Here is a 12,054-nt window from a genome sequence, read left to right on the forward strand (position 1 = left end):
ATGAGCGAATTGATCCGAGTCGAAGACCTGCGCGTGGTCGCCGGTGACGAGCGCGGCGAAGTCGAGATCGTCAAGGGCGTGAGTTTTTCCCTGGAAAAAGGCGAGGTGCTGGCGCTGATCGGCGAGTCTGGTTCCGGCAAGACCACCATCGCCCTGGCGCTGCTCGGCTATGCCCGACGCGGTTGCCGCCTGGCCGGCGGCAGCGTGCGTATCGGCGAGCATGACATGCTGGCCCTGGGTGAGAGCGAACTGCAGGGCCTGCGCGGCAACCGTGTCTCGTACATTGCCCAGAGCGCCGCGGCGGCGTTCAACCCGGCCAAGAAGCTGATCGACCAGGTGGTCGAAGGCGCGCTGATCCATGGCCTGGGCGACCGGGCCACGCTCGAAGCCAAGGCCATCGGCCTGTTCCGGGACCTGGCGCTGCCGAACCCCGAACGCATCGGCAAACGCTACCCCCATCAGGTCTCCGGCGGGCAACTGCAACGGGTGATGGCCGCCATGGCGCTGATCAGCGATCCGTTGCTGGTGGTGCTCGATGAACCGACCACGGCCCTCGACGTCACGACCCAGATCGACGTATTGCGTGCCTTCAAGCGGGTCGTGCGCGAGCGTGGCGCGACGGCGGTCTACGTGTCCCACGACCTGGCGGTCGTCGCGCAGATGGCCGACCAGATTGTCGTGCTCAACGGCGGGCAGATCTTCGAGCAGAGCGCCACCGCGCCACTGCTCAAGGGGCCGGCTCACGAATACACCCGCAGCCTGCTGGCGGCGGCGCGGCCGGACACGGCGATTCGTCCACCCTGTGGTGTGGCCGCGGACACGCCGCTGCTGACGATCCAGGGCCTGACTGCCGGCTATGGCAATAAGGATCGTCACGGTATGCCGATGATCCGCGTGCTCGAGGACATCGACCTGACCGTGCGCCGGGGCCAGGCCATCGGCGTGATCGGCGAATCGGGTTCGGGTAAATCCACCCTGGCGCGGGTGGTGGCGGGGTTGTTGCCACCGGCCCTTGGTGGGCTGACGTTCGATGGCCAGCCCTTGGGTGGCAGCCTGTCCGAGCGCACCGATGAACAGTTCCGGCGGATCCAGATGGTGTTCCAGAACGCCGACACCGCGCTCAATCCGATGCACAGCATCAGCACCATTCTGAGCCGACCGCTGAAAATGTATTTCGGCCTCAAGGGCGCAGCGTTGCGCGAGCGCATCGGTGAGTTGTTGGACCTGGTGCGCCTGCCGCGAACCCTGGCCGAGCGCCGTCCGGGCGAACTCTCCGGCGGGCAGAAGCAGCGGGTCAACCTGGCCCGTGCGTTGGCCGCCAAGCCGGACCTGATCCTCTGCGATGAAGTGACCTCGGCCCTCGATACCGTGGTGGGCGCGGCGATTCTCGAACTGTTGCGCGACCTGCGCCAGCAACTGGGGGTTTCCTACCTGTTCATCAGTCACGACATTTCCACGGTGCGGGCGCTGTGCGACGACATCGTGGTGATGTACAGCGGTCACAAGGTCCAGGAGGGCCCACGGCAATCGTTCGCTCAGGCGCCGTTCCATCCCTACACCGATCTGCTGATCCATTCGGTGCCGGAGCTGCGCCAGGGCTGGCTGGAAAGCTGCGGCACGACTACTTGCGCCACGCTGCCGACGTTGGGTGAAAAGGCCGATGCGTCGACGCTGTGCACCTTCCTCAATCGCTGCCCGGTGCGCGTCGACGGCCTGTGCAACCGCACCGCGCCACCCCGGCGTGTCATAGAAGGCGGCAGCGAAGTGCTTTGTCATCACGACGGTGGCGAGCTGCTCAAGACGCAGCAAGGTTCAAACAGCATGATTGCCGGAGCCTACGCATGAGCGCTCGTTTCGTGAGGCTGGCCGAACAGGGCCGGCCCGTCGTCAAACTGACTGTGGACGGCGCCCCCGTCGAGGCGTTGCAGGGAGACACGTTGATGGTCGCGCTGCTGACCCACGGCCCGGCGTTGCGCCAGTCGGAGTTCGATCCAGGCAGTCGTGCCGGTTTCTGCCTGATGGGCGCCTGCCAGGACTGCTGGGTCTGGACCCGCAGCGGCGAACGCCTGCGTGCCTGCTCCAATGAAGTCCGCGAGGGCTTGGACATCATTACCCGGCAACCGGAGGCAATATGGCCACTGCGCGGATAGCGATAGTCGGCGCCGGGCCGGCGGGCATTCGGTGTGCCCAGACGCTGGTCGCGGCAGGCTTCAGGCCGATCCTGATCAATGAAAACCGGCGCGACGGCGGACAGATCTACCGGCGCCAGCCCGAGGGATTCACCCGCACCTACGTCACCCTGTATGGCACCGAAGCCGAGAAGGCCCGGGACCTGCACGACAGTTTCGACCGTTTGCGCCCACAGATCGACTACCGTCCGGACACCCTGGTGTGGAACCTGACGCCGGGGCAATTGTGCTGCGTCAGCCAGGGCGAGCATTCGACGGTGGATTACGACGCGCTGGTGCTTTGCACTGGCGCCACCGACCGCCTGATGCCCATCGAGGGCTGGCAGTTGGGCGGCACCTACAGCCTCGGCGGGGCGCAGATCGCGTTGAAGGCCCAGGCGGTTTCCATTGGCCACCGGGTGGTGTTCATGGGCAGCGGGCCGTTGCTCTATCTCGTTGCCAGCCAATACCTCAAGGCCGGCGCCAATGTGGCGGCGGTGCTCGACACTTCGCCCCTGGGCAAGCGTATCAAGGCCTTGTCCAAACTCATGGCGCGTCCCCGTTTATTGTTCACCGGCATGAAGTTGCTGGCGCAGTTGCGCCAAGCGAAAGTCCCGCTGCACCTGGGTATTTCGCCGCTGCAAATCCTGGGCGAGGCGGACAGTGGCGTCAGCGGCGTGCGTGTGCGTACCGCCGTCGGCGAAACGCTGACGGTGGATTGCGACGCCGTCGCGTTGGGTTATCACTTGCGCCCGGAAACCCAGTTGGCCGATCTGGCTGGCTGCCTCATGCGTTTCGATGAGGTATCCAGCCAATGGCTGCTGGCGACTGATGAAGAAGGGCGGACCTCGGTCAGCGGTGTCTATGCCGCCGGTGATGGTTCGAGCATTCGCGGTGCCGATGCCGCCGAATGCGCCGGTCGCCTGGTTGCCCTGGCGGTGTTGAGCGACCTGCAACAGCCGGTGGACGCCGCCCAGGTCGCCGAACAGCGCCAGGCGCTCAAGGTGATGGATGCGTTCCGCCACGGCCTGGCCCAGGCGTTTCCCTGGCCGGCGGCGCAAGCCAAGGCGTTGCCGGACGAGGCCATTGTCTGCCGTTGTGAAATGATCACCGCTGGTGAGTTGCGGCGTACCGTCAGTGATAAGGGTGCTTGCGAAGTTAACCGGGCCAAGGCTTTCAGCCGGGTCGGCATGGGCCGTTGCCAGGGACGCTATTGCGCCCAGGCCGGGGCCGAAGTGATTGCCGCCGCGGCCGGTGTCGATGTCCGGGAGGTCGGCCGCCAACGTGGCCAGGCGCCGGTCAAACCGCTTTCGATGCTCACCCGGGAGGTGACGCCATGACCCAGGACAATGCCGACGTAGTGATTGTCGGCGGTGGTGTGATGGGCGCGGCGTCGGCATTTTTTCTGCGCCAGCGAGGGCAGTCGGTGATTCTGCTGGAGCGCGACCTGATCGGTCAGTACGCCAGCGGCGTCAACTTCGGCAATGTCCGGCGCCAGGGGCGTTACCTTGGGCAGCTGGAGCTGGCGAATCGCTCCTTCGCCCTGTGGAAGCGCTTGCCGGAGCTGATCGACGATGACCTGGAATTCATCGCCAGCGGACATATGCGCGTGTGCTATCGCGAAGACGAGATTGCTGAGCTTGAGGCTTACGCGGCAGCCCCTGAAGCGGCGCAGCTGGATTTGAAGATCTACCGTGGCGCCGAACTGCACGAACGTTTTCCGTTCCTCGGCAAAGACGTGAAGGGCGGCTCCTATGCGCCGCACGACGGTCACGCCAACCCGCGTCTGGCAGCGCCTGCGTTTGCGCGGGCGGCCCGGCGGCTGGGGGCGCGTATCGAAGAGCGGACCGAAGTGGCCGAAGTGCAGAAGGTCAACGCCGATGGGTTCAGCATCACCACCACCGATGGTCGTCGGTTCAGCGCCGGCCGGTTATTGATCACGGCGGGGGCGTGGGGCCAGAAGCTCTCGGAGCAGTTCGGTGAACCGGTGCCGCTGGAGACCAACGGCCCGCAGATGGCGGTCACCGAGCCGGTGCCCTATGCCTTGCCGACGGTGATCGGGGTGTACACCAGGATTCCCGAAGAGGTGATCTACTTCCGTCAGATCCCCCGGGGCAACATCATCATCGGCGGTGGCTATCGCAGCAAGCCGGATATGCTCAACCGTCGGGCCCATGTCGAGCCGCGCAGCATTCTCAACCAGCTGGACCAGATGCGCCGCCTGGTGCCAGGTATCGGCAACCTGAACATCATCCGCGTGTGGAGCGGTATCGAAGGCTACTTGTCCGACTCCCTGCCGGTGATGGGCCCCAGCGGCAAGGTGGACGGCCTGTACTATGCATTCGGTTTCAGCGGTCACGGCTTCCAGCTCGGCCCGGGTGTCGGTGATGTCATGGCCGAACTGATCAGCACCGGCAGCACCAGCACTTCCATCGAGCCGTTCTCCATTTGCCGGTTCGCCTCTTCTGCCGAGCAACGGAGCAAGGCCTCATGAAACCAAGGGTACTGGCGATTTTCGAACGCCTGCTGGCATTTGAAACGGTCTCTTCGGAGTCCAACCTGGACTTGATCGAGTATGTCCGCGAGCTGCTGGCGAGCAAGGGCATCGAGTCGCTGATCGTCAAGGACGAGAGCGGCAAGAAGGCCAACCTCTTCGCCAGCAGCGGGCCCCGTGAGCAGCCGGGGATCCTGTTGTCCGGTCACACCGACGTAGTGCCGGCGGCGGGGCAGGCGTGGACCGTCCCGGCGTTCCAGGCGACGCTGCGCGACGGGCGGGTCTACGGCCGCGGCAGCTGTGACATGAAAGGGTTCATCGCGCTGGCCATCGACGCCGTGCTCGATGCCGCCGATTACCCGTTGAGCCGGCCGTTGCAACTGGCGCTGTCCCATGACGAAGAGATCGGTTGCGTTGGAGTGCGTCGCCTGCTCGACGTGCTTCACCTGGCGCCGGTCCGGCCGTTCCTCTGTGTGATCGGCGAGCCGACCAACATGCAGTTCGTACTCGGGCACAAGGGCAAGGGTTCCTACCGCACCTATTGCCGGGGCCTGGAAGCGCACTCCTCGCTGGCGCCACGTTCGGTCAACGCGATTCACGTGGCTTGCGATTTCATTGCGGCGCTGCGCCAGAGTCAGCAGCAACTGCAGGAGCGGGGCGCCCAGGACGCGGATTACGACGTGCCCTACAGCACCGTGCATGTCGGCCAGATCGTCGGTGGCAAGGCCCTGAACATCGTGCCGAACCTGTGCACCCTGGATTTCGAAGTGCGCAACTTGCCGGCTGACAACCTGGATCAGTTCCTCGAGCAACTGCGCGAGCGTGCGGAAATGATCGTCGGCGAAGCTAAAAAGCTCTCCAACGTGGCGGACATCGAGATCGACACCTTGAACGTCTACCCGGGCCTGGACACCCATCCGAGCGTGGAGGCCGTGCGCTTCCTGAAAAAATTCGCCGCCCCGGACACCGGTACCGCCAAGGTCTCCTTCGGCACCGAAGGCGGCCTGTTCAAACAGCGTCTCGATGTACCCGTGGTGGTCTGCGGTCCGGGCTCCATCGAACAGGCGCACAAGCCCGATGAATTCATCGAGGTCAGCCAGATGGACGCGGGCGAACGGTTCCTGGAGGGGTTGCTGGGGTCGTTGAAACGGTAAACCCCTCTCAAATCATCACCGAACCCCTTGTGGGAGCGAGCCTGCTCGCGATAGCGATGCCACAGCCGACATCGTCGTCGACTGACCCACCGCTATCGCGAGCAGGCTCGCTCCCACAAGGGATTGATGGTGATTTTCATATCCCGGTATAGGCTGCCGTCCCACCCCGCAACTTCAGCATCCCACACTGCCCAAACCCCGCTTTCAGCATCCTGCGCCGCGGGCTCTCCCTAGACTGGAAATACCTCGGAACAGGACACCACCATGCTCAAGAATCTATTGAAAGACCCTAGCTTGTTGGCAGAGCTCGCCTATATCGACGGTCAATGGAGCGCTGCCGACGGTGCCGCCACCCTTGACGTCATCAACCCCGCCAGTGGCGAGCTGCTCGCCCGCGTACCGGCCCTGCAGGGTGTGGAAACCCGCCGAGCCATCGAGGCTGCCGAGCGTGCCTGGCCGGCCTGGCGCGCGCGTCCGGCGGCGGAGCGTGCAACGCTGTTGGAGCGCTGGTACCAGGCCATGGTCGATAATCTCGACGATCTCGCGTTGATCATGACCTGTGAACAGGGCAAGCCGCTGAACGAGGCCAAGGGCGAAATCCGCTACGGCGCCGGTTTCGCCAAATGGTTTGCCGAAGAGGCCCGCCGGGTCTATGGCGAAACCATCCCGGCCCCCAGCGGCGATCGTCGCCTGCTCACCCTCAAGCAACCGGTGGGTGTCTGCGCGGCCATCACTCCGTGGAATTTTCCCAACGCAATGATCACCCGCAAGTGCGCCCCGGCCCTGGCGGCGGGTTGTCCGGTCATTGTCAAACCCTCGGACCTCACGCCGCTGTCGGCCCTGGCCCTGGCGGTGCTGGCCGAGCGGGTCGGGATTCCGGCCGGCGTGTTCAACGTCGTCACTGGCATGCCCGCCAGCATCGGCGAAGAGCTGACCGGCAACCCGACGGTGCGCAAGATCTCCTTTACCGGGTCCACGGCGGTCGGTCGGCTGCTGATGCGCCAGAGCGCCGAGCACATCAAGCGCTTGAGCCTGGAACTGGGCGGCAATGCGCCCTTCATCGTGTTCGATGACGCGGACCTGGAGCAGGCCGTGACCGGCATCATGCTCAGCAAGTTTCGCAATGCCGGGCAGACCTGCGTCTGCGCCAACCGCATCCTGGTGCAGGACGGCATCTACGAGCGTTTCGCCGAACGCCTGGTGCAAGAGGTGGGCAAGCTCAAGATCGGCAATGGCCTGGAAGCGGATGTGATGATCGGCCCGCTGATCAACCCGGCGGCGGTCAGCAAGGTCGCCCGGCATATCGACGATGCATTGAGCCAGGGCGCTCGCCTGCTTTGTGGCGGCGTCCCCGAGGGTGACAGCCAGTTCGTGCAGCCCACTGTGCTTGGCGAAGCCCATGCTGGCATGTTGCTGGCCAACGAAGAAACCTTCGGTCCGGTGGCGCCGCTGATGCGCTTCACCACCGAGGAAGAGGCCCTGGCCATGGCCAATGCCACGCCGTATGGCCTGGGCGCATATTTCTTCACCCAGGACCTGCGTCGTTCCTGGCGTTTCGGCGAGGCGCTGGAGTTCGGCATGGTCGGCCTCAACACCGGGATTATCTCCATGGAGGTCGCGCCCTTCGGCGGCATCAAGCAGTCGGGCCTGGGCCGTGAGGGCAGCAAGTACGGCCTGGACGAATACCTCGAGGTCAAGGCCTTCCACATCGGCGGATTGTGAGTCGGTCATCGTTTTGAACAGACAGCAGGGGACTAGGATTGATGAGTAAACCATTCAAGATCGCCGCCATTGCCGGCGATGGCATCGGCAAGGAAGTCTTGCCGGAAGGGCTGCGGGTACTGGAACAGGCGGCGAAGAAGTGGCAGTTGGATTTGAGCATCGAAGTGCTCGACTGGGCCCACTGCGACTACTACCTCGAACATGGGCAGATGATGCCCGGCGACTGGTTCGAACAGCTCAAGGGCTTCGACGCGATCTACTTCGGCGCCGTGGGTTGGCCGGACAAGGTGCCGGATCATATTTCCCTGTGGGGCTCGTTGCTCAAGTTCCGTCGCGACTTCGACCAATACGTGAACATCCGCCCGGTGCGCCTGTTCCCCGGCGTGCCATGCCCGTTGGCCGGGCGCGAGGCGGGGGACATCGATTTCGTCGTCATCCGTGAAAACACCGAGGGCGAATATTCCTCTGTCGGCGGCAAGATGTTCGAAGGCACCGAGCATGAATTCGTGCTCCAGGAGTCGGTGTTTACCCGGCGCGGCGTCGACCGGATTCTCAAGTTCGCCTTCGACCTGGCCCAGACCCGGCCACGCAAGCGCCTGACGTCGGCGACCAAATCCAACGGGATTTCCATCAGCATGCCGTACTGGGACGAGCGCACGGCGTTGATGGGCGAGCAGTATCCCGAGGTGAAGTGGGACAAGCAGCACATCGATATCCTGTGTGCGCGTTTCGTCTTGCAGCCTGACCGGTTTGACGTGGTGGTGGCGTCGAACCTGTTCGGCGACATCCTTTCCGACCTGGGGCCTGCCTGTGCCGGCACCATCGGTATCGCCCCCTCGGCGAACCTCGATCCCGAGCGGCGCTTCCCATCGTTGTTCGAGCCGGTGCACGGCTCGGCCCCTGATATCTATGGGCAGAACATCGCCAACCCGATTGCGATGATCTGGTCGGGCGCCTTGATGCTCGATTTCCTGGGGAATGGCAATGAGCGTTACCGGGCGGCCCATGACGGGATTCTCAAGGCCATCGAACGGGTGATTGCCGAAGGGCCTGTCACACCGGACCTGGGCGGGCAGGGCTCGACCCAGGACGTCGGCGGGGCGATCGCTGCAGCGCTTTGAACCCACAGTCACGCAACACCTTTTGCCCGCTCACACTGCGGGCTTTTTTTGCGTGGGTGTCTTTGTGGGAGCGAGCTTGCTCGCGAAAGCGGTGGGTCAGTTGGAGATGATGGTAGTTGTGCCGCCGCCATCGCGAGCAGGCTCGCTCCCACAGTGGTTCCGGGTGGTCACAGAAATTGTGTCCACCTCAGATCCCCCGTGGGAGCGAGCCTGCTCGCGATGACGGCGGTACTGCCTCAATCGAAACTACCTGACGACATAGAACTTGCGCACATAGGCGCTGCTCTTCCAGGCGCAGGGCGCGTTGAGGGGAACGAAGACGGTGTCGCCGGTGTTGACGATCAGGTCGCTGCCGTCCGCCGTCTGCAGGGTGACGCTGCCTTCGATCAGGTGCATCAGTTCATGCAGCTTGTGAGGTCGCGCCCGGCGGGTGTAGGGGGTCGAATCCCAGACACCGATGCGCAGGTCGGTGGCTTGCTCGACGAACAGATTGTACGAGCGGCACTGCGGCGCCGGGCTGAGCAGGATCTCGTCATCGGGTGCGGCAGAAGGCGAGAGCAGGGCGAGGGCAGGCAATGCCGTGAGGCCGGGGTTGCTGGCTTCGATGGCTTGGGTATCGGCGCAGAAGGCCCAGCGCGAATCGGGTTGTGCGTCGATCTCCACCGCTGTACCGCGGGCAATCACCGCGCTTTCACCGGGTTTGAGCTGGAGCGTCTGCTCCTGACTGCGCAGGGTGACGGCCCCGGCGTGGACCACGATCATTTCGCTGAAGGGGTAGTGATCGACACGGGTCTGGCCGCTCACCTCGACCACACCGGCCGCCATGCCGTCCTCCCCGGCGTAGGCGATCAGTCGGTCGAGTGGATCGTTGGCGCTCAACGAGGTCAGGATGAAAGTCGTGGCGACAGGACGGCCGTCGGCGCGGGCCAACAGCATTGCAGTAGGTTTGTGCATGAGGGTGACGCTCCAGGGAAATGTATAAAGGTGTTAGCCAATGGCCTGGGTCACCAGGGCGAACTGCTGCGCCGCGCCGGTGGCCTGGGGAGGTGTGCCGAGGGCCATTTGGGCGACGGTGTCGACTTTCTTGAGCCCGGCTTCTTCCAGAAAGGCCGCCAGGCCGCTGTTGGAAGGAATGTCGATGCGTACGAAAGCCTCCGGTACCCGGGCCAGCAGCACCGCGATCATGTGCTGCGCCTGCTCCAGGGTTTGCGCAACGACCGGACCGATGCTGCGCCCACGCCCGAACGGGCGCAGCAGGGCGAAGCCGCATAGATGGCCGTCCCGCTCAGTGCCTACGGCATGCTCGATGACATCGAACAGGTCGTTCAGCACGATAGTTCGATCCAGGCCGCTTCCGGCATTGGCCAGTTCGATCACTTTGGTCTGATCGGTTTCGGTCAGCGGGCGGCAGCGTTCGCCAGGGGACAGCGGCTGCGGTGCAAGCGAAATTGCTTGCCCTTGATGTTGTTGGATATGCCCGAAATCGACGAAGCCCTGGCTGGCGTACAACGGCGCCCCGGCCAGCGTCGCATTGAGCATGGGCGTCCGCGTCCCGCACGCCTCCAGGGCCAGTTCCATCAGTCGGCGGCCGATGCCCTGGCCCTGATATTCGTCATCGACGATGACCAGGCCGATGCTGGCATGGCTGCCTTGCGGGCAGGTGAACGCGGTGCCGATCAGGCGGCCCTGGTCTTCCGCGACAAAGCCCTGGGCGACACGCTCCAGCATCGCCCAGTCTTCCGGGCGATGGGGCCATTTCAGCTTCACGGACAATGTATGGGCGTTGGGGACATCCGCCGCGGTCATGGGTCGATAGAGATAAGCAGGGCGTTGCGAAATGGACATGGCAGATCCCCATTGGAAGGCGTGTAATCGGACGGATTTGTCCGCTCAGAGCCCTTGTATCTCACCTGCAAACGGGCCTGACAAGAGCCTGGAATCGATTCGGCAGGTTCCGTTGACGACGGCTTGGCCGGCCACATTTTTTGCTCAAATCCAGTGTCGGGCCAGCAGTAAATATCGGAGCGTTTTTGCCGGACGAACACCGAAATCGTGTTCACCTCAGATCCCTGTGGGAGCGAGCAGGCTCGCTCCCACATTTTTCCGGGGTGTTCACAGAAATGGTGCCCACTCCCAAATCCCCTGTGGGAGCGGGCTTGCCCGCGAAAGCGGTGGTTCAGTTGGCGGTAATGTTGGCTGTGCCGCCGTCATCGCGAGCAGGTCAGTAGGCCCGTTCCCGATCCACCTGGCCGAGCATCGATNTGTGGGAGCGAGCCTGCTCGCGATAGCGGTGGGTCAGTTGGCAGTGATGGTGCCCGTGCCGCCGCCATCGCAAGCAGGTCAGTAGGCCCGTTCCCGATCCACCTGGCCGAGCATCGATTCGCCCCGTTGATGCCGACGGATATTCTCCAGCAGGACGCCAAACGCACTTTCAGGTTGGGTCATCGCCGCGATATGCGGGGTCAGCAGGATCTGCGGGTGGTGCCAGAACGGATGCTCCGGGACGGCTGGTTCCTGTTCCATTACATCGAGCACCGCCGCGCTGAGTTGGCCATCGGCGAGGGCCTCCAACAGATCCGCTTCGACCAGGTGCCCGCCGCGCCCCATGTTGACCAGAGCCGCACCTTTGGGCAGTTGTCGGAACACGTCGCGGTTGAGAATCCCCCGGGTCTGGTCGGTCAGCGGCAGGACACACAACAGGATGTCGCACTGGCCCAGGAAGGCCGGCAGTTGTTCGGCACCGGCAAAGCACGCCACCCCGGCGATCTGGTGTTCACTGCGGGCCCAGCCCGACAGGGCAAAGCCGAATGGCTGCAGGGCGGCGAGTATGTTCCGGGCCTGTAGGCCCAAGCCCAGGACCCCGACCCGGCGCTGCCCGGCGGGAACCAGTCGGTGTGCCTGCCAGCAGCGTTCGGCCTGTTGTTGCCGATAGCGCAGCATGTCCCGATGCAAGCCGAGCACGGCGAACGTGGCGTACTCGCACATGCCCTGGCTGATGCCGGGGTCGAGCAGGCGCACCACCGGCAGCGTCGTCGGCAGGCGCTCCAGATCGAGCTGATCCACCCCGGCCGATAGCGCGAACAGCACCTCGAGATTAGGCAGCACCGTTTCGATCTCGTCCGGTGCCTGCCAGGCCGCCAGGTAACGAATATCCCGTGGGTCGCCGATGTCCGGCCAGGCGCGCCATTCGATATCCGGAGCATGTTCGGCGAACAGGCGCTTCCACTGTTCGCCGCGTACCGGGTCAGCTTTGTAGAGCAGGGCCATGGGTCTTCTCGCCAGGAAATAAGGAGCCTCCAGCATGCATCAATGGGGCGAGAGGATTCTGCTGTTTGCCGGGGTGTAAACAGTCGATCCGGATTTCTCAGCGGGCAAGTTCGGCTTAGACGATTGTG

At 64.1% G+C, this 12,054-nt stretch carries 10 protein-coding genes; 7 read left to right on the top strand and 3 right to left on the bottom strand.

What is annotated here, in order from left to right:
• The 7 genes from N005_RS08525 to N005_RS08555 all read left to right on the top strand — a co-directional run bounded on the left by N005_RS08525 (position 1) and on the right by N005_RS08555 (position 8,659).
• Positions 1 to 1,845: an ABC transporter ATP-binding protein gene (locus N005_RS08525; protein ID WP_047700774.1), complete on the top strand. Its 1,845-nt coding sequence runs from the start codon at positions 1 to 3 to the stop codon at positions 1,843 to 1,845.
• On the top strand, positions 1,842 to 2,150 hold the full coding sequence (locus N005_RS08530) for a (2Fe-2S)-binding protein (protein ID WP_047700775.1): 309 nt from the start codon (positions 1,842 to 1,844) through the stop codon (positions 2,148 to 2,150). The genes N005_RS08525 and N005_RS08530 overlap by 4 nt, the downstream gene beginning before the upstream one ends.
• Positions 2,132 to 3,508: an FAD/NAD(P)-dependent oxidoreductase gene (locus tag N005_RS08535; protein ID WP_047700776.1), complete on the top strand. Its 1,377-nt coding sequence runs from the start codon at positions 2,132 to 2,134 to the stop codon at positions 3,506 to 3,508. The genes N005_RS08530 and N005_RS08535 overlap by 19 nt, the downstream gene beginning before the upstream one ends.
• Complete coding sequence (locus N005_RS08540; protein ID WP_047700777.1) at positions 3,505 to 4,662, top strand: NAD(P)/FAD-dependent oxidoreductase; 1,158 nt, start codon at positions 3,505 to 3,507, stop codon at positions 4,660 to 4,662. Before N005_RS08535 ends, N005_RS08540 begins: the two co-directional genes overlap by 4 nt.
• A complete protein-coding gene (argE, locus tag N005_RS08545) occupies positions 4,659 to 5,816 on the top strand; it encodes an acetylornithine deacetylase (RefSeq protein WP_047700778.1) in 1,158 nt (385 codons plus the stop codon). Before N005_RS08540 ends, argE begins: the two co-directional genes overlap by 4 nt.
• Positions 5,817 to 6,080: 264 nt before the next feature.
• Positions 6,081 to 7,538 carry an NAD-dependent succinate-semialdehyde dehydrogenase gene (locus tag N005_RS08550; protein ID WP_047700779.1) on the top strand — a complete coding sequence of 486 codons (1,458 nt, stop codon included), beginning with the start codon at positions 6,081 to 6,083 and terminating at the stop codon, positions 7,536 to 7,538.
• Positions 7,539 to 7,579: 41 nt separating this feature from the next.
• Positions 7,580 to 8,659: a tartrate dehydrogenase gene (locus N005_RS08555; protein ID WP_047700780.1), complete on the top strand. Its 1,080-nt coding sequence runs from the start codon at positions 7,580 to 7,582 to the stop codon at positions 8,657 to 8,659.
• A gap of 246 nt (positions 8,660 to 8,905) precedes the next feature.
• Here the strand turns inward: N005_RS08555 and N005_RS08560 are convergent, their stop codons facing one another.
• The 3 genes from N005_RS08560 to N005_RS08570 form a co-directional block, all read right to left on the bottom strand.
• A complete protein-coding gene (locus N005_RS08560; RefSeq protein ID WP_047700781.1) occupies positions 8,906 to 9,613 on the bottom strand; it encodes a cupin domain-containing protein in 708 nt (235 codons plus the stop codon).
• Positions 9,614 to 9,646: 33 nt separating this feature from the next.
• Positions 9,647 to 10,504 carry a GNAT family N-acetyltransferase gene (locus tag N005_RS08565; RefSeq protein ID WP_047700782.1) on the bottom strand — a complete coding sequence of 286 codons (858 nt, stop codon included), beginning with the start codon at positions 10,502 to 10,504 and terminating at the stop codon, positions 9,647 to 9,649.
• Between the two features lie 495 nt (positions 10,505 to 10,999).
• On the bottom strand, positions 11,000 to 11,926 hold the full coding sequence (locus tag N005_RS08570) for a 2-hydroxyacid dehydrogenase (protein ID WP_047700783.1): 927 nt from the start codon (positions 11,924 to 11,926) through the stop codon (positions 11,000 to 11,002).
• Positions 11,927 to 12,054: the final 128 nt, after the last annotated feature.

Source organism: Pseudomonas mediterranea CFBP 5447, assembly GCF_000774145.1.
In the GTDB taxonomy this organism is placed as follows: domain Bacteria; phylum Pseudomonadota; class Gammaproteobacteria; order Pseudomonadales; family Pseudomonadaceae; genus Aquipseudomonas; species Aquipseudomonas mediterranea.

Excerpts from the sequence above, each read along its gene's own strand:
- N005_RS08525 (WP_047700774.1), top strand. The coding sequence starts at position 1 with ATGAGCGAATTGATCCGAGTCGAAGACCTGCGCGTGGTCGCCGGTGAC.
- N005_RS08530 (WP_047700775.1), top strand. The coding sequence starts at position 1,842 with ATGAGCGCTCGTTTCGTGAGGCTGGCCGAACAGGGCCGGCCCGTCGTC.
- N005_RS08535 (WP_047700776.1), top strand. The coding sequence starts at position 2,132 with ATGGCCACTGCGCGGATAGCGATAGTCGGCGCCGGGCCGGCGGGCATT.
- N005_RS08540 (WP_047700777.1), top strand. The coding sequence starts at position 3,505 with ATGACCCAGGACAATGCCGACGTAGTGATTGTCGGCGGTGGTGTGATG.
- argE (WP_047700778.1), top strand. The coding sequence starts at position 4,659 with ATGAAACCAAGGGTACTGGCGATTTTCGAACGCCTGCTGGCATTTGAA.
- N005_RS08550 (WP_047700779.1), top strand. The coding sequence starts at position 6,081 with ATGCTCAAGAATCTATTGAAAGACCCTAGCTTGTTGGCAGAGCTCGCC.
- N005_RS08555 (WP_047700780.1), top strand. The coding sequence starts at position 7,580 with ATGAGTAAACCATTCAAGATCGCCGCCATTGCCGGCGATGGCATCGGC.
- N005_RS08560 (WP_047700781.1), bottom strand. The coding sequence starts at position 9,613 with ATGCACAAACCTACTGCAATGCTGTTGGCCCGCGCCGACGGCCGTCCT.
- N005_RS08565 (WP_047700782.1), bottom strand. The coding sequence starts at position 10,504 with ATGTCCATTTCGCAACGCCCTGCTTATCTCTATCGACCCATGACCGCG.
- N005_RS08570 (WP_047700783.1), bottom strand. The coding sequence starts at position 11,926 with ATGGCCCTGCTCTACAAAGCTGACCCGGTACGCGGCGAACAGTGGAAG.